This is a genomic window from Actinoplanes sp. NPDC049316 (assembly GCF_040677315.1).
Lineage (GTDB): Bacteria > Actinomycetota > Actinomycetes > Mycobacteriales > Micromonosporaceae > Actinoplanes.
Genome location: NZ_JBFAQM010000007.1, coordinates 148746 through 168879 on the forward strand (window position 1 = coordinate 148746; position 20134 = coordinate 168879).

18 protein-coding genes are annotated in these 20134 nt (G+C 73.1%); 14 read left to right on the forward strand and 4 right to left on the reverse strand.

The genetic code is table 11. The features are described from left to right. Positions 1–20: 20 nt before the first annotated feature. Positions 21–272 carry a DUF3455 domain-containing protein gene (locus tag AB0K03_RS13580; protein WP_364684017.1) on the reverse strand — a complete coding sequence of 84 codons (252 nt, stop codon included), beginning with the start codon at positions 270–272 and terminating at the stop codon, positions 21–23. On the opposite strand from AB0K03_RS13580, the gene AB0K03_RS13585 reads away from it, so the two are divergent. Continuing rightward, the gene (locus tag AB0K03_RS13585) at positions 249–2972 is read left to right on the forward strand and encodes an EAL domain-containing protein (protein ID WP_364684019.1); all 2724 of its coding nucleotides are present in this window, start codon (positions 249–251) and stop codon (positions 2970–2972) included. The genes AB0K03_RS13580 and AB0K03_RS13585 overlap by 24 nt on opposite strands. A gap of 243 nt (positions 2973–3215) precedes the next feature. Here AB0K03_RS13585 and AB0K03_RS13590 read toward each other — a convergent pair whose 3' ends face one another. Next, positions 3216–4202 (reverse strand): alcohol dehydrogenase catalytic domain-containing protein, encoded by a 987-nt coding sequence (locus AB0K03_RS13590; protein WP_364684020.1) that lies wholly within the window; start codon positions 4200–4202, stop codon positions 3216–3218. 109 nt (positions 4203–4311) lie between these two features. Here AB0K03_RS13590 and pgi point away from each other — a divergent pair, with 109 nt between their 5' ends. The 5 genes from pgi to AB0K03_RS13615 all read left to right on the forward strand — a co-directional run bounded on the left by pgi (position 4312) and on the right by AB0K03_RS13615 (position 9869). Then, positions 4312–5943, forward strand: a complete 1632-nt coding sequence (pgi, locus tag AB0K03_RS13595; protein ID WP_364684022.1) for a glucose-6-phosphate isomerase — start codon at positions 4312–4314, stop codon at positions 5941–5943. Positions 5944–6053: 110 nt separating this feature from the next. Then, complete coding sequence (locus tag AB0K03_RS13600; protein WP_364684330.1) at positions 6054–7169, forward strand: winged helix DNA-binding domain-containing protein; 1116 nt, start codon at positions 6054–6056, stop codon at positions 7167–7169. Then, a complete protein-coding gene (locus tag AB0K03_RS13605; protein ID WP_364684024.1) occupies positions 7166–8347 on the forward strand; it encodes a winged helix DNA-binding domain-containing protein in 1182 nt (393 codons plus the stop codon). The genes AB0K03_RS13600 and AB0K03_RS13605 overlap by 4 nt, the downstream gene beginning before the upstream one ends. 38 nt (positions 8348–8385) lie before the next feature. After that, positions 8386–9306 carry a CehA/McbA family metallohydrolase gene (locus AB0K03_RS13610; protein WP_364684026.1) on the forward strand — a complete coding sequence of 307 codons (921 nt, stop codon included), beginning with the start codon at positions 8386–8388 and terminating at the stop codon, positions 9304–9306. 5 nt (positions 9307–9311) lie between these two features. Beyond that, on the forward strand, positions 9312–9869 hold the full coding sequence (locus AB0K03_RS13615) for a GNAT family N-acetyltransferase (RefSeq protein WP_364684027.1): 558 nt from the start codon (positions 9312–9314) through the stop codon (positions 9867–9869). 114 nt (positions 9870–9983) lie between these two features. Here the strand turns inward: AB0K03_RS13615 and AB0K03_RS13620 are convergent, their stop codons facing one another. Beyond that, positions 9984–10463: a MarR family winged helix-turn-helix transcriptional regulator gene (locus AB0K03_RS13620; protein ID WP_364684029.1), complete on the reverse strand. Its 480-nt coding sequence runs from the start codon at positions 10461–10463 to the stop codon at positions 9984–9986. Positions 10464–10549: 86 nt separating this feature from the next. Here AB0K03_RS13620 and AB0K03_RS13625 point away from each other — a divergent pair, with 86 nt between their 5' ends. From AB0K03_RS13625 to AB0K03_RS13660, 8 genes are all read left to right on the forward strand, one after another. Beyond that, positions 10550–11422, forward strand: a complete 873-nt coding sequence (locus AB0K03_RS13625; protein ID WP_364684030.1) for an alpha/beta hydrolase — start codon at positions 10550–10552, stop codon at positions 11420–11422. A 66-nt stretch (positions 11423–11488) separates the two neighbouring features. After that, a complete protein-coding gene (locus AB0K03_RS13630) occupies positions 11489–12838 on the forward strand; it encodes a carbohydrate-binding protein (RefSeq protein ID WP_364684032.1) in 1350 nt (449 codons plus the stop codon). 86 nt (positions 12839–12924) lie between these two features. After that, the gene (locus tag AB0K03_RS13635; protein WP_364684034.1) at positions 12925–14757 is read left to right on the forward strand and encodes a glycoside hydrolase family 76 protein; all 1833 of its coding nucleotides are present in this window, start codon (positions 12925–12927) and stop codon (positions 14755–14757) included. Between the two features lie 96 nt (positions 14758–14853). After that, a complete protein-coding gene (locus tag AB0K03_RS13640) occupies positions 14854–15957 on the forward strand; it encodes an LLM class flavin-dependent oxidoreductase (RefSeq protein WP_364684036.1) in 1104 nt (367 codons plus the stop codon). After that, on the forward strand, positions 15954–16559 hold the full coding sequence (locus tag AB0K03_RS13645) for an FMN reductase (protein WP_364684037.1): 606 nt from the start codon (positions 15954–15956) through the stop codon (positions 16557–16559). The genes AB0K03_RS13640 and AB0K03_RS13645 overlap by 4 nt, the downstream gene beginning before the upstream one ends. 42 nt (positions 16560–16601) lie before the next feature. Further along, the gene (locus tag AB0K03_RS13650) at positions 16602–17174 is read left to right on the forward strand and encodes a histidine phosphatase family protein (RefSeq protein WP_364684039.1); all 573 of its coding nucleotides are present in this window, start codon (positions 16602–16604) and stop codon (positions 17172–17174) included. 117 nt (positions 17175–17291) lie between these two features. Then, the gene (locus AB0K03_RS13655) at positions 17292–18935 is read left to right on the forward strand and encodes an alpha/beta hydrolase (protein WP_364684041.1); all 1644 of its coding nucleotides are present in this window, start codon (positions 17292–17294) and stop codon (positions 18933–18935) included. A 77-nt stretch (positions 18936–19012) separates the two neighbouring features. Then, positions 19013–19549, forward strand: coding sequence for a DUF488 domain-containing protein (locus AB0K03_RS13660; protein ID WP_364684043.1), 537 nt, complete (start codon positions 19013–19015; stop codon positions 19547–19549). Here the strand turns inward: AB0K03_RS13660 and AB0K03_RS13665 are convergent. After that, complete coding sequence (locus tag AB0K03_RS13665; protein ID WP_364684045.1) at positions 19525–20121, reverse strand: TIGR03086 family metal-binding protein; 597 nt, start codon at positions 20119–20121, stop codon at positions 19525–19527. The genes AB0K03_RS13660 and AB0K03_RS13665 overlap by 25 nt on opposite strands. Between the last annotated feature and the right edge of the window lie 13 nt (positions 20122–20134).

Here is a 20134-nt window from a genome sequence, read left to right on the forward strand (position 1 = left end):
GGGCGGCTCGTGCCGTCGTGTCAGTTGCCCCAGAAGAGGTAGTCGGCCTGGTGCGGCACGCTGACCTTCTCCCCGTCGGCGCAGGCGGTCGCCGGCGCCACGCCACCCGACGTGTTCATCCGCTGGATGTGCGTCACCGAGCTCAGGATTCCCTGACCGGCCGGTTCGCCGCGCCGCGAAACCCTCAGGTCGGCCCGCTCGCGCCCGATGTCCCTTGACCGAGGACCGACGAGCGGGAGGGGGGTGCGATGGCCGGCGCCCGCCGACCGCACGCCACGACCACGCTCGTCGCGCTGCTCACCGCCGCCTTCGCCGGCTGTACGGCCACCGGCCTCGGCGGCCCGTTTCTGACCCAGGCCGTCTCCAACGTCGCCACGGCGGCCGTCGCCGCCGTCGCCGGTGCCGCCGGTCTCGTGCGGGCCGTCCGGTCGCGCGGGCGCACGGGCGCGGCGTGGGTGGGCATCGGGCTCGGGGCCCTCGCGTACGCCTGCGGCGAAGCCGGCTGGGTGTGGACGCAGACCGTCCGCGGCGCGGTGGTGCCGTTCCCCGGCTGGCCCGACACGGCCTACCTGGCGATGGTGCCGCTGATGGCCGGCGGCCTCCTGCTGCTTCCGGGCCACCGCCGCACGCCGGCGTACCGGGCCCGCGGTGTCGTCGACGGGCTGATGATCGGCTGTTCGCTGCTGCTGATCAGCTGGATGCTGGTGCTGCGCCCGGTCGCGCACGCCGGGGGCCACGGCTCGCTGGGGCTCGGCGTCCTGCTGGCGTACCCGCTGGGCGACGTGGTGCTGGTCACCGTTGCGCTGTCGCTGCAGGCCGGGCCGGCCGGCGCTGCCGCGTACTCCCGGGCGTTGCGGCTGATCGGCGCCGCCGCCCTCGTCATCGGCGTCTGCGACAGCGCGTACGCCTACCTCGCCCTGCACGGCGCGTACGACTCGGGCGGGCTGCTCGACACCGGATGGTTCCTCGCCTTCGGCCTGATCCTGCTGGCCGCGCTCCACCCCGGCGTCCCGGCGGGAGCCGACGACACCCCGGCGGACCGTAACCCCGAGCGGCCGGCGACACTGCTGCTGCCGTACACGGCCGTGCTCGCCGCCCTGGTGTGCAGCGTCGCCGACTTCGCCGCCAGCGGGCGCGCGGACGCCTTCACCGTCTGGTGCCGCTCGGCGCTCATCGTGCTGGCCGTCGCCCGCCAGCTGCTCACCCTGCTCGAGAACCGTCACCTGTCCCGGCGGCTGGAGTCGCGCGTCGGCGCCCGTACCGCCGAGCTGCAGGCCAGCGAGCAGCGGTTCCGCGCGCTCGTGCGGCACAGCTCCGACTCGGTCGCCGTCATCGGCACCGACTCGACGATCCGCTACCAGAGCGACTCCATCGAGCGGATCTTCGGCTGGCCCGCGTCCGCGCTGCTCGGTCACCGGCTCGTCGACATCGCCGGCCCGGTGGCGGGACCGCGCATCGCGGCCGCCTTGGTGAAGGCCGCTTCGGTCGCGCGGGCCACGACGGTCGTGGAGGTTCCGGTACGCCACCGCGACGGGCGGGTCCGCTCCGCCGAGATGACGATCACCAACCTGCGCGACGACCCGGCCGTACGCGGCTTCGTGCTCAACACCCGCGACATCCACGACGCCCAGGAACTGCAGGACCGGCTGGTGCACGAGGCGTACCACGACCGGCTCACCGGCCTGCCCGCGCGCGCCCTGTTCCGCGAGCGCATCGCCGAGGCGCTCGACCGCGGCCGCGGCGCCGACCACTCCGCCGTTCTCCTGCTGGACCTCGACGCCTTCAAGGGCGTGAACGACAGCCTCGGCCACGCCGCCGGTGACCTCCTGCTGCGGCAGGTCGCCGAACGGCTGCGCGCGGCCGTCCGCGAGGAGGACCTGGTCGCCCGCTTCGGCGGCGACGAGTTCGGGGTTCTCGTCACCTCGCCCACCGCCCGTGCCGACGCGGAGACGGTCGCCCGCCGCATCGCCGTAGCGCTCACCCCGCCGTTCGTCCTGGACGAGCACGAACGGCACGTCGCGGCCAGCATCGGGCTCGCCGGGGCGGTCGACGCCGAAGACGCCGACCAGCTCCTGCGCAACGCCGACCTGGCGATGTACCGGGCCAAGTCCGCGGGCGGCGACCGGGTGGCCGCGTACGACCCGGCGCTGCTGACCGGGCTCGTCGAGCGGCTCCAGCTCGAGGCCGACCTGCGCCGCGCCCTCGACCGCGACGAGCTGACCCTGCACTACCAGCCGACGGTCGACCTGCGCACCGGCGCGATCACCGGCTTCGAGGCGCTGGTCCGCTGGATCCACCCGGACCGCGGCATGGTGCCCCCGCTCGACTTCATCGGCATCGCCGAGGCGACCGGGCTCATCGTGCCGCTCGGCCGCTGGGTGCTCGCCGAGGCCTGCCGGCAGGCGGTCGCCTGGGGCGCCGGGCGTACCCGGGCGCTCAAGATGGCGGTCAACGTCTCCGTCCGGCAGTTCGAGCTGGGCGACCTGGCCGCCACGGTGGCCGAGGTGCTGGCCGAGACCGGCCTGCCCGCCGGCAGCCTGTGCCTGGAGATGACCGAGAGCGTGCTGCTCACCGACACCGACGAGAACCTCACCCACCTGCACCGGCTCAAGGCGCTCGGGGTCAGCCTCGCCATGGACGACTTCGGCACGGGCTACTCCTCGCTGGCGTACCTGCGCCGCTACCCCCTCGACATCCTGAAGATCGACCGCTCCTTCGTGGACCGCCTCGGCGGCGAACGCGAGGACGAGGCCCTGGCCGCGGCGATCGTCCGGCTCGGGCGCGACCTGGGCATGGCCACGGTCGCCGAGGGCATCGAGGACGACGTCCAGCTGGCGACGCTGCAGGACCTGGGCTGCGACTTCGCGCAGGGCTACCGGCTGTCCCGCCCGCTGCCGCCCGTGGACGCCGGCCGCGTCCTGGCCGACGGCCTCCCGGCGCCGCTGCGCGCCGCCCTGGCGGCGGGCCGCTGAGCCGGACTCCGGTATGGGCCTCGGACGCGCCCGGGTCCGGGGGATCGCGAATGGGATGCGACACGGCGGCTGACGGCGGCGTAGCGTGCCGGGTCTGCGGAGCAGAAGGGTGAATCCGATGGATGAGCAGCGCGCGGGTGAGCGTGGACTTCCGCGCCCAGTACGACGCGGGCGTGCTGCTCCTCTGGCACGACGAGCACCCCTGAGCGACCTGCGCGACGGGTCCTGACCCGCTCGGGGCGGCTATGCCGCTGACGGATCGATATGGATTTTGGGGCCGGCGCCCCACTCCGGGCGGCGCCCGCCGGCGAGGACCGCGGCCGCGTCGTCCAGCCCGACGGTGGCGGCCACCAGCGGCCGGGGGTCGACGCGGCCGGAGGCGTAGAGCTCGACCGTCCCGGCCAGGCCGCCGGAGCCGCTGAGCACGCCGGTGGCCGTCACGTCCTTGAGGACGAGCCGCCGGGTGTCCACCTCGCTGGGCCGGGCCGCGAGCCCGATGAAGACCACCCGGCCGCCGGGCTCGACCAGCTCCACCGCGCGGGCCGGGACGCCGGCGCCGGTGGACGCGTCGATGACGGCGTCCCAGCGCAGATCGGGCAGGTCCGCGGCGGTCCACACCCCGGCCGTACGGGTCTCGCCCAGCACGTGCACCTCCGCGTCGCCGGCCGCGGCGATGGCGGCGGCGAGCAGCCCGATCGTGCCCGGCCCGACGATCAGCACGCGGTCGCCGGGGCTCAGCGCCGCCGCCCGGACCGCCCGCAGCGCGTTGGCGCCCGGCTCCACCAGCGCGCCGAGCGTCGCGTCGACCGTGTCCGGCAGCGGCACGAGCGCTGTCACGGGTACGGGCAACCGCTCCGCGAGCGCGCCCGGCCAGCCGTTGCGGATGCCGATCTCGTACCGGTCCGCGCACAGGTGCTGCTTGCCGCCGCGGCAGCGCTCGCAGTGCCCGCAGCCGAGCATGGTGTCCCCGGTGACCCGCCGCCCCACCCAGGCCGGGTCGGCGCCGGGGCCCACGGCGCTCACCGTTCCGCACCACTCGTGCCCGATCCGCACCGGGTACGCCGCCTGCCCGCTGTGCAGGTACGTCATGTGCCCGGAGAAGAACTCGGCGTCCGTGCCGCACACGCCCGCCCGCTCGACGGTGACGATCACCTCACCCGGACCGGCCACCGGTTCGGGGACGTCTTCAACCGCGGCGGTACCCGGAGCCGTGATGACGAAGGCACGCATAGCTCTATCAAACACGGGCACTGAATCGCCGCGCGGGCATCCGCCGCGCGGCGGGGGGATCCGTGCCACGATGGCACCGATAGTTCGGTTCAGGCGGGAGTCAACAGCAATGAGCGAACACGTTTCCGACAGCGCCGAATGGCAGGCGTTGCAGGGCCACGCCGAGAAGTTCTCGAGCGTGCACCTGCGCGAGCTGTTCGACAGCGATCCGCGGCGCGGCGAGCGGCTCACCGCCCAGGTCGCCGACCTGTACGTCGACTACAGCAAGAACCTGGTCACCGACGAGGTGATCGGCGCGCTCGTGGCCCTCGGCGAGCGGGCGCGGCTGCGCGAGCGCATCGCGGCGATGTTCGCCGGCGAGCACATCAACGTCACGGAGGACCGCGCGGTGCTGCACACCGCGCTGCGGCTGCCCCGCGACGCCACGCTCGTCGTCGACGGCCAGGACGTCGTCCGTGAGGTCCACGAGGTGCTCGACCGGATGGGGGCGTTCAGCGACCGGGTGCGCTCGGGGGAGTGGAAGGGCGCCACCGGCGAGCGGATCAAGACCGTCGTCAACATCGGCATCGGCGGGTCCGACCTCGGGCCGGTCATGGCGTACGAGGCGCTGAAGGCGTATGCCGACCCGGGCATCGAGTGCCGCTTCGTCTCCAACATCGACCCGACCGACCTGCACGAGAAGACCCGCGACCTCGACCCGGCCGGCACGCTGTTCGTGGTGGTCTCCAAGACGTTCGGCACGCAGGAGACGCTGACGAACGCGAAGGAGGCCCGCAACTGGCTGCTCGCCGGCCTCGGCGGGGATGCCTCGGCGGTCGCCAAGCACTTCGTCGCGGTCAGCACCAACGCCCAGCGCGTCGCCGACTTCGGCATCGACACCGAGAACATGTTCGGCTTCTGGGACTGGGTCGGCGGGCGCTACTCGCTGCCCTCCGCGGTCGGCCTGTCGGTGATGATCGCCGTCGGCAAGGAGCAGTTCGCCGAGATGCTCGCCGGCTACCACGCCGTCGACGAGCACTTCCGCACCACGCCGCTGGAGCGCAACGTGCCGGCGCTGATGGGTCTGCTCAACGTCTGGTACGACACGTTCCTCGGCGCGCAGTCGCACGCGGTGCTGCCGTACTCGCAGTATCTGCACCGGTTCGCGGCGTACCTGCAGCAGCTCACGATGGAGAGCAACGGCAAGCACGTCCGCCTCGACGGCTCGTCGGTGGAGTACCAGACCGGCGAGGTCTTCTGGGGCGAGCCGGGCACCAACGGCCAGCACGCCTTCTACCAGCTGATCCACCAGGGCACGAAGCTGATCCCGGCGGACTTCATCGGCTTCAGCGTGCCGAACCACGACACCGGCGAGATGCACGACCTGTTCATGTCGAACTTCTTCGCGCAGACCGGCGCGCTGGCGTTCGGCCGTACGGCGGAGCAGATCGAGGCCGAGGGCGTCGCGGCGGAGATCGTGCCGCACAAGGTCATGCCGGGCAACCATCCGACCACGACCATCCTGGCCGAGAAGCTGACCCCGGCGACGCTCGGCCAGCTCATCGCGCTGTACGAGCACATCACGTTCACCCAGGGCACGATCTGGGAGATCAACTCCTTCGACCAGTGGGGCGTGGAGCTCGGCAAGGTGATGGCCAACCAGCTGGCGCCGCTGCTCACCGGCGCGTCCACGCCGGAGGCGCCGAACGACTCGTCGACCGACGCGCTGATCGCCCGGTACCGCCGCCAGCGCGGCCGCTGACCCGGCTCCGAGCGTGGGGCGCCCCTTTTGTCAGAGGGTCGCCCTACGCTCGTGCCGTGGACCTGACGACCGATCAAGACCTGACGGCTGATCAAGCTCTGGCGCTGCGGATGCGCAGCCTGCTGCTCTCCGCTCCCGAGCGGCCCGGCACGGTGGCCGGCATCGTCGAGTGGTTCGGCGCGATGCAGGCCCAGGACATGGCCAGCGGGCTGTGGTCGCTCGGCGTCCGCCTGCCCGGCTCGACCGCCGCCGCCGTCACCGAGGCCCTGGAGCGCCGCGAGGCGATCCGCACCTGGCCGATGCGCGGCACCGTGCACCTCGTGCCGCCGGCCGACGCCCACTGGATGCTCGAGCTCATGGGCGTGCGCGCGCTGGCCGGCGCGGCGAAACGCCGGGAGACCATCGGCCTGTCCGAGAAGACCGCCGACCGCGGCGTCGAGGTCCTCGCGCAGGCTCTCGCCGGCGGCCGCCGGCTCACGCGAGCCGAGTGCCTGGCCGCGCTCGCCGAGGGCGGCGTCGAGCTGAGCGGTCAGATGGGCTACCACCTCCTCTGGTACGCGAGCCAGCGCGCCGTCACCTGCATCGCCCCCAACATCGGCAAGGAACAGACGTTCGTGCTGCTCGACGAGTGGGTGCCGGAGCCCCGCCGCCCGTCCCGGGAGGAGGCGCTGGCCACCATCGCGCTGCGCTACTTCCGCAGCCACGGTCCCGCCACACGGCAGGACCTGGCCCGCTGGACCGGGCTGACCCTGGCCGACGTGAAGGCGGGCATCGCCGGCGCCGGGGACGCCCTCACCTGCGTCCGCGTGGACGGCACCGAGATGATCGCCGACGCGGCGGCCCTGGAAGCGGAGGCCCTGGACGCAGACCCGCCGGCCGTCGGCACGGCCCGGGTGTCCGTGGACGCGGGTCCGGCGGCCGTCGACGGATGGGTCGCGTTGCCGGGCTTCGACGAGTACATGCTCGGCTACAAGGACCGCGACCTCATGCTCGACCCGGAGCACTTCACCGCCGTCGTCCCGGGCGGCAACGGCGTCTTCCAGGCCACCCTCGTCGAGCGCGGCCGCACGGTGGCGACCTGGAAGCGGACCATCGGCGCCAAGGCGGTGACCGTGGAGGTCTTCCCCCTCGTTCCGCTGAGCAAGGCGGCCCGCGGACGCGCGGAGGCGGCCCTCCAGCCGTATGCGACGTTCGTCGGTCTGCCGTTGCAGGTGCGCTGGCGGTGAGCCCGACTGTGCGCCACGTGACCGACCGGGAACGGCGGGCCCGCCTCGCGGTGCGGCATGCGCTGGCCCCCGCCTTCCGCGCCGGCTCGCCGGAGGCCGCCACCCGGGCGGTGGCCGTCCTGCACGCGACCGAGCCGGCCACCGTCTACCTGTCCTGCTGGGCCCGCACCGGCGCGATCACCCCCGCCGACGTCGACCGCGCCCTGTATTCCGACCGCAGCCTGGTCAAGCAGCTGGCGATGCGCCGCACCCTGTTCGTGTTCCCCCGGGATCTGCTGCCCGCGGTGTGGCCCAGCGCCTCCGCCCGGGTCGCGGCTACCGAAAGGGCCCGCATGACCCGGGACACGGTGAAGGCGGGACTCGCCGCGGACGGCTTCGACTGGCTCGACCAGGCCCGTGCCGGGGTGCTGGCGGCCCTCGCCGACGCCCCCGAGGGCCGCCCGGCGCAGGAGATCCGCCTGGCCGTGCCCATGATCGACGTGAAGGTGGCGGCCACCGCGGGGGAGGTGTGGTCCGCGCACCGGGTGCTCACCCACCTCGGCGCCACCGCCGACATCGTGCGCGGCACCAACACCGCCGGCTGGCACGCCTCCCGCCCGCGCTGGACGCTGATGCGGCACTGGCTCGGCTACGTGCCGCCGCATCTGGGCCCGGCGGACGGCTACCGCGAGCTCGTCCGCCGCTGGCTGGCCTCGTTCGGCCCCGGCACGGAGGACGACCTCACCTGGTGGCTCGGCTCCACGAAGACGGTGGTCCGCGCGGCCCTGGCCGCCCTCGACGCGGTCCCCGTCTCCCTCGACCACGCAGCGACCGGCTGGCTCCTCCCCGGCGACATCGAGGAGCCACCCGACCCGGGCCCCTGGGCGGCGCTGCTGCCGGTCCTCGACCCGACGGTCATGGGCTGGCGGGGCCGGGACTTCTACCTCGGCCCGTACCGTGACCAGATCTTCGACACCCGCGGCAACGCCGGCACGACGGCCTGGGTAGACGGCCGGGTGGTGGGCTGCTGGGTCCAGGACGCGGCGGGAGTGGTGCGGATCCGCCTGCTGGAGGACGTGCCGGCCGCGGGGCGACGCCTGCTCGAGGCGGAAGCGGAACGGTTGACGGTGTGGCTGGGCGGTTTCCGGGTGTCCAGCGTGTACTCATCGCCCGCCATGAAGACCGCCGCCACACCCTGACGACTACGATCGGCCGGTGTCCATGCGTTGGTATCGCGGTGACTGCCACGTCCACTCGCAGCGGTCGTACGGCGGCGAGCTCACCCCGGCCGAGCTTGCGGCCCGCCGCCCGCCGGGCCGGGCTGGACTTCGTCGCGGTCACCGAGCACAACACCGCGGACACCCACGCCGAGTGGGCGGCGCTCGCCGGTGACGACCTGCTGGTCATCCTCGGTCCGGAGGCGACCACGACGACCGGCCTCTGGCTCGCGCTCGGCCTCCCGCCCGGCCACGTCGTCGACTGGCGGTACGGCGTCCGCGACGACCGGATCGACGAGCAGGTGCGGGCGGTGCACCGGGCCGGCGGCCTGTGCGTGGTGGCGCATCCGCACGCGCCGTACCCCTCGGGCGTCTTCATGTTTCCGTTCGAGGGCTTCGATGTGATCGAGGTCTGGAACGGGTTGTGGGCCTCGGATCTGCCGTGGGACGCCGACAACGAGGCGGCCCTGGCCGAGTGGGGCCGCCACCTCGGCGCCGGCGTGCGGACCGGTGACTGGCGTCCGGCCATGGGCAACAGCGACACGCACCTGCGGGATCAGATCGCCGTTCCGCACACCGTCGTCCTCGCCGGGGAGCGGAGCGCGGACGCGATCCTCGCGGCGATCCGGGCCGGTCGCAGCTGGATCGCCGGGTCACCCGGGATCGGCCTGTCCTTCACGGTGACCGCGGCCGGCCGCACCGAGGACATCGGCGCGACGGTGAAGACCGGCGGCCGCGGCGCGGTGGCTCGCTTCGTGGTCGACGGGGTGCCCTCCGGCACGGTCCGCTTCGTCACCGACCGGGGACGCGTTCGCGAGGCCGAGCTGCCGGGCGAGGCGCGGTGGGAGACCACGGCCGAGGAGCCCGCGTACGTCCGCGTCGAGGTGCGCCACCCCGACGGTCGCATGGCCGTGCTGTCCAATCCGATCGTCCTCACCTGACCGTCATGGCCACTCCCGCTGCTCCCGGCCGTCTGGCCGTCCCCGACGTCCGATATCGAGGCTCGTTCCTCGCCGCGATGGCCGAGTTCGCGGCCGAGGGGCGCGGAGGCGCGACGGACTCCACCGAGGTCGGCCAGGAGATCCGGACGTTCGGCGGCTCGTGGGGCTCGCCGGAGGGCTTCGCGGCGTACGTGCGGTGGCTGCTCGACCAGGCGCGGGAGAACGCGCCCCGGCCCGAGGGGTACGTGCCGGCCACGAACCTGTGGATGCTCGACGGCGACGGCTACGTGGGCCGCATCGCCATCCGGCACCGGCTCACCGAAGCGCTGCGCCGCGTGGGCGGGCACATCGGCTACGACGTCCGGCCGTCGGCGCGCCGCCGCGGGTACGCCACGCACATGCTGCGGGACGCGCTGCCCGTCGCGCGAGGCCTGGGGATCACCACCGCGCTGGTGATGTGCGACGTCGGCAACGTGGCCTCGCGCAGGGTCATCGAACGCAACGGCGGCGTCCTGCAGGACGAGGCGGGTGGCAAGCTCCGCTTCTGGGTGCCGACGGCTTGAGCCCGGCGCCTGAGGTTGAGCCGCCGAGGTCGCGCGGGGTAGCCGGCCTGAGCCCGGCGCCTGACGCTGAGCCGCCGAGGTTGCGCGCCGGGGTAGCGGCCTGGGCTTAGCGCCTCAGGACGAGCCGCCGAGGTCGCGCGCGAGGTAGCCGGCCGTGTCGAAGCGCACGGGCTGGGCCCCCACCAACGCCGTCAGGTGCTTCTCGAACGTCTCGAGCTGGGCGGCGCCGATCTGCTGTTCCCACCGCCGGCGCAGGTCGTCGAAGATCTCCTCGCCGTGCCGCATCACCTCGAAGCCCAGCGGGGTGACCTGCAGGCGCTTGCGCCGGGCGTCGTGCGGGTCGGTGTCGCGGGCCACGTACCCGCGCTCCTGCAGCACCGCGATAGTCTTCGCGGCCGACTGCTTGGTGATGGACAGCCGGCGGCCCAGCTCGGAGGCGCTGTCGGCGCCGGCGGCGATGGCGCGCATCGCGAAGTCGTGGACCGGGCGCACGTCCTCGTAGCCGCGCCGGGCCAGCTCGGCGATCGCCGCGTCGACGAGCGTACGGAAGCCGCCGAGCAGCAGCAGGGCCAGATCGGCGCCGGAGCGGGACACAACCGACAGGCTACGGCACCGCGCTGGACGATCGACAGCCAGGATGTCTAGTATTCGACACCCAGGCTGTCTATTGGAGGAGTGTCATGATCACGCACCACACCGCCGGGGTTAACGGCACGAAGCTGCACTATGTGGCCGCGGGCGCCGCCGGGTCGCCGATCCTGCTCGTGCACGGCTTCCCCGAGACCTGGTGGGCCTTCCACAAGCTCATCCCACTGCTCGCGGAAACCCACCGTGTCTTCGCCGTCGACCTCCGCGGCTTCGGCGACTCGGACACGGCGACCGATGAGGTCGACAGCTCCGTTGCCGCCGAGGATCTGCACCAGCTGATCGACCACCTCGGCGTCGGCCCGGTCCACCTCGCCGGCCAGGACATCGCCGGGGCCACGGTCTTCCGCCTGGCCACCACGTATCCGGGCGACATCCGCAGCTTCACCGCCGTCGAGATGGGCCTGCCGGGCTTCGGCCTGGAGGGGCTCGCCGACGTCACCCACGGCGGCGGCTGGCACATCGGCGTGCTGGCCGCGCCCGGCATCCCCGAGCTGCTCCTGGCCGGCCGTGAGCGCGACTTCCTCGCCCGGTACGCCTTCCCGGCCATGACCGCGACCCCGGAAGCGATCACGGACGCCGACATCGAGGAGTTCGCCCGCGCCTATGCGCGCCCCGGCGGCTGGCGCGGCGCGGCCGGGCTCTACCGCTCGATGCTGCGGGAAGGTGCCGAGATCAGGGCGCTGGCCGAGAAGCCTGGGTTGCACATGCCCGTGCTCGCGGTCGGAGCCGGCGGCGGCCCGTTCACGGCGGCGACCATGTCGCGGGCAGCGGGCGGGGATATCAGCACCGCGCAGCTCGACGGTGTCGGTCACTATGCCGCGCTGGAGGCCCCCGAGGCGCTCGCGCGGACCCTGCTCGGCTTCGTGGATCACGTCGACGGCGCTGGATCTGTTAACAACCCTTGATATTCAAGTTCACGAACGTCAAGATGTGGGGGACCTGCCTGGTCATCGATGCGTCCGGGAGCCGCCATGAGGAAACGACGTACCGTTCTCGCCCTGTTCACCGGCGCCGCGATGACCCTGGCGACGGCGGTGATCGCCGCGCCCGACGGCATGGCCGCCGTCGGCGCGGCGCCGCTGCAGGCGGCCGCGGTCGCCTGTTCCGCACCCGCCTGGGCCGAGGGGAACACTTACACCGCCGGTACGCAGGTGACCTACGGCGGCCGTCTCTATTCGGCGCTCGTCACCCACACCGCCTATCCGGGAGCGGGCTGGAATCCGGTGGCCACCCCGTCGCTGTGGCGTGACCTCGGTGCGTGCACGGGCGGCACGACCCCGCCGACCACCCCGCCGACGACGCCCCCGACCACCCCGCCCACGACACCACCCACCACCCCGCCGACCACGACGCCGCCGGGTGCCGACACCTGCGCGGTCAAGCCGAAGCCGGCCGGCAAGGTGCTCGTCGGCTACTGGGAGAACTGGGACGGCGCGAGCAACGGCGTGCACCCCGGGCTCGGCTGGATCCCGGTCACCGACGCCCGGCTCAAGCAGCACGGGTACAACGTGCTGAACCTCGCCTTCCCGGTGATCCGGTCCGACGGCACGGTGCTCTGGGAGAACGGCATGGACGCCGGCGTGAAGGTCGCCACCCCCGCCGAGATGTGTACGGCCAAGGCGAACGGCGCGACGCTGCTCATGTCGATCGGCGGCGCGGCGGCCGGCATCGACCTCAGCTCGAGTGTCGTGGCGGACCGGTTCGTCGCCACCATCGTGCCGATCCTCAAGCGGTACAACTTCGACGGCATCGACATCGACATCGAGACCGGCCTGTCCGGCAGCGGCAGCATCGGGACGCTGTCCGCCTCGCAGGCCAACCTCGTCCGCATCATCGACGGCGTGCTCGCCCAGATGCCGTCGACCTTCGGCCTCACCATGGCGCCGGAGACCGCGTACGTCACCGGCGGCAGCGTCACGTACGGCTCGATCTGGGGCGCGTACCTGCCGATCGTCAAGAAGTACGCGGACAACGGCCGCCTCTGGTGGCTGAACATGCAGTACTACAACGGCAGCATGTACGGCTGCGCCGGCGACTCGTACGCGGCCGGCACGGTCCAGGGCTTCGTGACGCAGACCCAGTGCCTCGACAACGGCCTCGTCATCCAGGGCACCACGATCCGCGTGCCGTACGACAAGCAGGTCCCCGGCCTGCCGGCGCAGCCGGGCGCGGGCGGCGGCTACATGAGCCCGTCGCTGGTCAGCCAGTCGTGGAACGGCCTCAACGGCAGCCTCAAGGGGCTGATGACCTGGTCGGCCAACTGGGACGGCTCGAAGGGCTGGACCTTCGGCGACAACGTGAAGGCCCTGCAGGGCCGCTGAGTCCACACCGGACGGCCCCGGCGCACCTCGCGAGCGCCGGGGCCGCCTTCTTGTCACAATCCATTTATAAACGTCAATATGAATGGATGCGCCGAGCCGCCATCGCCCTGGTCCTCCTGCTCGCCGTCCCCCACCCGGCCTCACCCGGCCCGCGAGCCGTGCAGGCCCTGGCGGCCGTGTGCTCGGTGTCGTGCGACGGCCGCGACCCGTCCACCGCTCGCCAGGACACCTTCCCCGTACCGGATCGCACGCCCAACGGGCGCCGGATCTCGCTGCACCTGTCCGAGGCCGACGCGATGGCCTGGGCGAGCATCGACAACGCCGTACCCGGTGACTCGGTCTGGATCGATCGCACCTGGGACGGCGGTGCCGGCTGGGAGGGCCTGCTCGGCAAGGCGAGCGTCCCGGCGACGTGGACCGGCACCCGTACGCTCATGCACAACCTCGCCGACCCCGCCGCGCACCGCCGCGGCATGGTCCGCGCCTGCGGCGACGCCGCGGCCGTGCAGTGCACCGACTGGGTGCGCCCCCGAGCCTGCGACGCCGCCTGTGACGGTGCGGCGCCCGGGCCCGGCGACGCCCGGCCGGTCCCGGCCACCACGCTCGCCGGACGGACCATCGCCCTGCACGCCGACGACCGCGGCATGATGTGGGCCACGATCGGCGGCGGCGCGCCCGGCGACGAGGTGTGGCTCGACCGGTCCTGGGACGAGGGAACGAGCTGGCCCGGCGGATCGTCCCTCGGGCGCACGAGCGTCCCGGCCGGGGCGGCCTCCACCCGCACGGCCGCCTTCGCGGCCGCGGATCCCCGGCTTCTGCTGTACGGCGGCGCGCTGCGGGCCTGCGGCCGGGCGGTCACCGGCAACGAGGGCAGCTGTACGGCGTGGGCCCGGCCGGCCGGTGACCGTGCCGCCGCGGCCGTCGACGCGCTGATGCAGGCGTACCGGCCGGACACCGCGTGGTGGCCCTCGAGCTGGTGGAACTCCGCGGCTACGCTCACCGCCCTGATGAACTGGATGCGGCGTTCCGGGCGCACCGATCTGCGGTGGGTCGTCGGACGCACCTTCGAGGTCAACCGCGCCGCCTTCCCGGCCGGGGTGAAGAGCGGGGACGCGATCGAGGGACACTTCATCAGCCGCGCGATCGACGACGCGGCCTGGTGGGGCCTGGCCTGGATCGAGGCGTACGACCTCACGGGCGAGACCCGGTACCGGGACGAGGCGGTCACGATCGCGTCGTACGTGCACGGCTTCTGGGACACCTCGACGTGCGGTGGGGGAGTGTGGTGGGACCGTGAGCGCACGTACAAGAACGCCGTCACCATCGGTCTGTACGTCCGCCTCGCCGCGGCCCTGCACAACCGCCTCCCCGGCGACACGGCGTGGCGCGACCGGGCCGTCGCCGGCTGGAACTGGTACGCCCGCAGCGGCCTGATCAACGCGTCCGGCCTGGTCAACGACGGGCTCACCGGCTCCTGCGCCAACAACGGCCAGACCGTCTACACCTATAACCAGGGCCTGGCGATCGGCGCCGCGCTCGAGGTGTACCGGGCGGCCGGCGACCCCGCTGTGCTGGCGGCCGCCCGCCAGCTCGCCGACGCGGCGCTCACGTCCCCGGTGCTGACCAGGGGCGGCATCCTCACCGAGGCCTGTGACGCGGCCGACCGTACGTGCGACGACAACGCCAAGCAGTTCAAGGGCATCTTCATGCGGTACCTCGGTGACCTCGCCGACGTGACCGGCGACGCCGGCTACCGGGCGTACGCGCGTACCCAGGCCGACCGGTTGTGGTCCGCCGACCGGGACGCGCTCAACCGCATCGGGCAGCGCTGGAGCGGGCAGACGTCGGCCGCGTACCCGAACGCGCGTGACTGGCGCACCCAGGCATCGGGGCTGGAGGCCCTGACCGCGGCCCGGTGACCCACCATTCTTTGACTGTGAAATAATTGCGGAGTCAAAGGAGTTGTGCGGGTCAGTCCGGGACCGATGGTCCCGACCGGAACACCGGGAGCGGTCATGCAGTTCGGGATCTTCACCGTCGGCGACGTCACGCCCGACCCCACGACCGGGCGCGCGCCGACCGAGCACGAGCGCATCAAGGCGATGGTGACCATCGCGAAGAAGGCGGAGGAGGTCGGCCTCGACGTGTTCGCCACCGGCGAGCACCACAACGAGCCGTTCGTGCCGTCCTCGCCGACGACGATGCTCGGCTACATCGCCGCGCAGACCTCCACGCTGCTGCTGAGCACCTCGACCACGCTGATCACCACCAACGACCCGGTGAAGATCGCCGAGGACTACGCGATGCTGCAGCACCTCGCCGACGGCCGCGTCGACCTCATGATGGGCCGCGGCAACACCGGCCCCGTGTACCCGTGGTTCGGCAAGGACATCCGCGCCGGCATCCCGCTCGCCATCGAGAACTACGCCCTGCTGCACAAGCTGTGGCGCGAGCACGTCGTCGACTGGAAGGGCAAGTACCGTACGCCGCTGCAGTCGTTCACCTCGACGCCGCGCCCGCTCGACGGCATCCCGCCGTTCGTCTGGCACGGCTCGATCCGCAGCCCCGAGATCGCCGAGCAGGCCGCGTACTACGGCGACGGCTTCTTCGCCAACCACATCTTCTGGCCGGCGTCGCACACCCAGCGCATGATCGCCCTGTACCGCGAGCGCTACGCCCACTACGGCCACGGCAGCGCCGACCAGGCCATCGTCGGCCTCGGCGGCCAGGTCTTCATGCGCCGCAACAGCCAGGACGCGGTCAAGGAGTTCCGCCCGTACTTCGACAACGCCCCCGTCTACGGCCACGGCCCGTCCCTGGAGGACTTCAGTCGGGAGACGCCGCTCACGGTCGGCAGCCCCCAGCAGGTCATCGACCGTACGCTCGGCTTCCGCGAGTACGTCGGCGACTACCAGCGCCAGCTGTTCCTGATGGACCACGCCGGCCTGCCGCTCAAGACCGTCCTCGAGCAGCTCGACCTGCTCGGCGAGGAGGTCGTACCCGTGCTCCGCAAGGAGTTCGCCGCGCTCAAGCCGGCGCACGTCCCCGACGCCCCGACCCACGCTTCGCTGCTCGCCGCCAAGGCGGCGAGCGAGTCCCAGGAGGTTCCGGTCGCATGACCGAGCGCACTCTCGTCGTCGTCGCGGCGGGGCTGAGCCGGCCCTCCTCCACCCGCCTGCTCGCGGACCGGCTGTCCGCGGCGGCGGTGGAGCGGGCCGCCGGTCTCGGCGTCGACCTGACCGTCCGCGTCGTCGAGCTCCGCGACGTCGCCCACGACCTGATGGACCACATGCTCACCGGCTTCCCGCCGGCGCGGCTCCGGGAGGCCCTGGACGCGGTCGCGGCGGCGGACGGCCTGATCGCCGTGACGCCGATCTTCAACGCCTCGTACAGCGGCTTGTTCAAATCGTTCTTCGACGTGCTGGAGAAGGACGCGCTGCACGACAAGCCGGTGCTCCTCGCGGCGACGGGCGGCACAGCCCGCCACTCGCTGGCACTCGAGCACGCGCTGCGGCCGATGTTCGCGTACCTGCGGGCCGCCACCGTCCCCACGTCCGTGTACGCCGCCTCCGAGGACTGGGGCGGCGACGACGAGCTCCGCGCCCGTGTCGAACGCGCCGCCGCGGAACTGGCCCGCGAGATCGAACGCCGCGAACCGGCCCGGGTCACCGACCCGTTCGCGCTGACAACCTCGTTCGAGGAGCTGCTCGCGGGGAACTGAGCAGTTCTGGGGGTACAAGGAACCCAGCGAACAGGGGGAGACATGGCGGAGATCGTGCTCATCCGGCACGGACAGACCGAGTGGAGCGCGGCGGGCAAGCACACCTCGTACACGGATCTGGATCTGACCGCGACCGGCGAGCAGCAGGCCCGCGAGGCCGGGAAGAGGCTCCAGGGCCGCACCTTCGCCGCCGTGATCTCCAGCCCGCGCAAGCGGGCCCTGCGCACCGCCGGGCTCGCCGGCCTGGAGGTCACGGAGACCACCGAGGACCTCGCCGAATGGAACTACGGCGACTACGAGGGCAGCACGACGGCGACGATCCGCGAGACGCGGCCGGACTGGTCGCTCTGGACCGACGGGTGCCCCGGCGGGGAGTCGCCCGAGCAGGTGGGGGAGCGGCTCGACCGGGTGCTCGCCCGGGCGCGCGAATTCCTCGACCGCGGGGACGTCGCGCTGATCGCGCACGGGCACAGCCTGCGGGTCGCGGGGGCGCGCTGGATCGGGCTGCCGCCGAGCGGAGGCGCGCTGCTGAGGCTGGACACGGCGACGCTGTCGACGCTCGGCTTCGACCACGGCACGCCGGCGATCGACAGCTGGAACGCGCCGGCCGTCTGAACGGGGGACGGTCCGCGCCGGGCGCGGGATAGCGTTCATCGATGGTCGCGAGTATGTTCGGCCCCGGATCGGGTGGCCGCCGCGGGGCGCGGCGGTCCTGACGCCGGGGGAGTCCGCATGACGCGACCGAAGTCCCTGCTTGCCGTCCTCGTGGTGACGACCGTTCTCGGAGCCGCCCCGCCGGCCTCCGCCTCGGCGTCCTCGCCGCCCGCCGTCCCGCGCGTCGCGTGGTCGGCGTGCGACGACGGGTTCCAGTGCGCGACCGTCGCCGCTCCGCTGGACTACGACCGGCCGCGGGACGCCCAGATAGCGATCTCGCTGATCCGGCTGCCCGCTGAACAGCCCACCGCGCGCATCGGCTCGCTGCTGGTCAACCCCGGCGGCCCGGGCGGCTCCGGCGTCGACTTCGTCCGCATCGTCGGCAGGCAACTGCCCGCCGGCCTGCGTGCCCGCTTCGACATCGTCGGCTTCGACCCGCGGGGCATCTACCGCAGCACGCCGCTGCGCTGCTTCGACACGTACGAGCAGGCCGTCGCGGTGCTGCCGCCGTTCCCGTACCCGCAGACGCCGGCGCAGGAACAGGTGCAACGCGTGTCGGACGACCGGCTGGCCGCGGCCTGCGCCCGGCACGGAGGGGCGATCCTCAACCACATGTCCAGCGCCGACGCGGCCCGTGACATGGATCTGCTGCGCCAGATGCTCGGCGACCGCAAACTCACGTACCTCGGCTACTCGTACGGCTCGCTGCTCGGCCAGAACTACGCCAACCTGTTCCCGGACCGCTTCCGTGCCCTGGTCATCGACGGCGTGGTCGACCCGGTCGCCTGGGTCGGCACCGGCGCCCGGGATGTTCCGGTCGGCACCCGCATCGGCAGCGCCGACGGGGCCCGGCGCACGCTGGGCGAGTTCTTCCGCCTGTGCGACGCGGCCGGCCCGGAATGCGCGTTCTCCGGCGGCACCGCCCGCCGGTACGCCGCCTTGGCCGCGTCGCTGCGCCGCCACCCGGCGGTCATCGTGGACCCCGGCACCGGGGAACCGGCCACGTTCACCTACAACGACCTCATCGCCGTGACGCTGGGAGCGCTGTACGCGGCGGACGTGTGGCCGGACCTCGCGCGGTTCCTCGCGGACGTGGACGCCCAGGTGCCGCCGGCCGCGCTGGGTGAGCGGCTCGCGGCCCTCCGGACGGGACTCGGGCTCACCGCGGACGCCGTGGAGGATTATCCGAACGACGTGGAGGGCTCCCCGGGCGTCGCCTGCTCCGACACGCTGAACCCGAGGACGTTGCGCCCGTGGCAGCGCGCCGCGGACGCGGCCGAACGCCGCGACGGCTACTTCGGCCGGATCTGGAACTGGGCCTGGAGCGCCTGCCGCGCCTGGCCGCCCACCGCCGGCCAGGACCGCCGTCTGGGCCCGTGGACCGCCCGGACGTCGTCGCCGGTGCTGGTCGTCGGCAACTACTTCGACCCGGCCACCCGTTACCAGGGCGCCGAGGCGGCGGCTCGGCTGCTGCCCCACTCGCGACTGCTGTCGTACGCGGGGTGGGGGCACGCGGCGTACTTCATCGCGGGCAACGCCTGCGTGGACGGCCAGGTCACCCAGTACCTGGTGACCGGGCAGGCGCCGCCGCCGGGCCTCGTCTGCCAGCCCGAGGGCTCGCCGTTCGATGCCGCACCGGCGGCGCAGGACGTACGGGTCACCGGCGCCCTGTCGGCAGTCACCGTGCCGGAAGCCGTCCGCCGGGCGATGCGCGGCAGCTGAGCGCGGGCTGCGCCGGCCGGTGGATCGTCATCGGGGTGAGAAGGGTGGCTTGCCGTCCGGCCGGGTATGCCTGAGCCGTGGAAACGGGTCTGATCACCGTCGGGCACGGCGCCGCCTCGCAGCAGGAGCTCACGTCGTTGCTGCAGGGCGCGGATGTGCGGCTGCTCGTGGACGTCCGGCGCTATCCGGGTAGCCGGGCGCACCCCCATGCCGGCCGGGATGCCCTCGAGCAGTGGCTTCCCGAGGCGGGCGTCTCGTACCGCTGGGAGCCGCGGCTCGGAGGCCGGCGCTCGGTGCCGGCCGAATCCCCGGACGTGTGGTGGCAGGTTCCGGCGTTCCGCGGCTACGCGGCGCACATGCGGACGGCGGAGTTCCTCGAGGCGGCCGACGCCCTGGTCGCCGACGCGGAGAAGGCCCGCACCGCGGTGATGTGCAGCGAGAGCCTGTGGTGGCGCTGCCATCGCCGGATGGTGTCGGACTTCCTCGTGCTGGTCCGGGGCCTGGCGGTCGATCACCTCGACCACCGCGGTGGGCTGACGGCGCATCGCGTGGCGGCGGGAGCCCGCCTGTGTGCTCCGGACCGGCTCGTCTACGACGCCACCGGTGAGGGGTGACCCCCCGTCCAGAACGGGTCGCGGCCGATGAACCCGATCAGCCGCGTACACGCGTCCGCGTCCGCCGGAACAGGAACGCGGGGCCCGTACTGGCCGGACGCGCGCAGCATCTCGTCCAGCGGTTCCATCCCGGCCAGCAGGGCCGCGCAGAAGTCCGGGTCGAGCCGGTCGTCCTGGCCGGTGGCGCGGGCCAGGTCCCACGTGTGCAGGAAGACGTCGGTCGTGTAGAAGCGGTCGATCGCCTGGTCCACCGGCACCTCGCCGATGTGCGGGTTCGACAGCGTGCGCTCCGCCGACGACGGGTCGTCCAGCACCGCCTGCACCGCCTCGCAGTGAGCCTCCCAGGCTGCGACCGGGTCCTCGTCCACGGCGGGTGTCGCGGGCAGGTGGACGTCGGAGCCGCCGGCCAGCAGCGCCGGGAGCCATTCGACGAGGTGGCGCACGACGTCGCGGGCCGTCCAGCCGGACACCGGGGCCGGGGCGTCCCAGTCCTGTGCGGACCGTACGCGGTCGGTGAACGTCGCCGCGATCCCGCGGTGGCGGTCGGCGGGGCCGAGGTCGGAGAGCGTCATCAGTGAGCAGCCT

What these genes read in the sequence shown, in the direction of transcription:
- AB0K03_RS13585 (WP_364684019.1), top strand. Translation starts at nt 249, where the DNA reads ATGGCCGGCGCCCGCCGACCGCACGCCACGACCACGCTCGTCGCGCTG.
- AB0K03_RS13590 (WP_364684020.1), bottom strand. Translation starts at nt 4,202, where the DNA reads ATGCGTGCCTTCGTCATCACGGCTCCGGGTACCGCCGCGGTTGAAGAC.
- pgi (WP_364684022.1), top strand. Translation starts at nt 4,312, where the DNA reads ATGAGCGAACACGTTTCCGACAGCGCCGAATGGCAGGCGTTGCAGGGC.
- AB0K03_RS13600 (WP_364684330.1), top strand. Translation starts at nt 6,054, where the DNA reads ATGCGCAGCCTGCTGCTCTCCGCTCCCGAGCGGCCCGGCACGGTGGCC.
- AB0K03_RS13615 (WP_364684027.1), top strand. Translation starts at nt 9,312, where the DNA reads ATGGCCACTCCCGCTGCTCCCGGCCGTCTGGCCGTCCCCGACGTCCGA.
- AB0K03_RS13625 (WP_364684030.1), top strand. Translation starts at nt 10,550, where the DNA reads ATGATCACGCACCACACCGCCGGGGTTAACGGCACGAAGCTGCACTAT.
- AB0K03_RS13630 (WP_364684032.1), top strand. Translation starts at nt 11,489, where the DNA reads ATGAGGAAACGACGTACCGTTCTCGCCCTGTTCACCGGCGCCGCGATG.
- AB0K03_RS13635 (WP_364684034.1), top strand. Translation starts at nt 12,925, where the DNA reads ATGCGCCGAGCCGCCATCGCCCTGGTCCTCCTGCTCGCCGTCCCCCAC.
- AB0K03_RS13640 (WP_364684036.1), top strand. Translation starts at nt 14,854, where the DNA reads ATGCAGTTCGGGATCTTCACCGTCGGCGACGTCACGCCCGACCCCACG.
- AB0K03_RS13645 (WP_364684037.1), top strand. Translation starts at nt 15,954, where the DNA reads ATGACCGAGCGCACTCTCGTCGTCGTCGCGGCGGGGCTGAGCCGGCCC.
- AB0K03_RS13650 (WP_364684039.1), top strand. Translation starts at nt 16,602, where the DNA reads ATGGCGGAGATCGTGCTCATCCGGCACGGACAGACCGAGTGGAGCGCG.
- AB0K03_RS13655 (WP_364684041.1), top strand. Translation starts at nt 17,292, where the DNA reads ATGACGCGACCGAAGTCCCTGCTTGCCGTCCTCGTGGTGACGACCGTT.
- AB0K03_RS13665 (WP_364684045.1), bottom strand. Translation starts at nt 20,121, where the DNA reads ATGACGCTCTCCGACCTCGGCCCCGCCGACCGCCACCGCGGGATCGCG.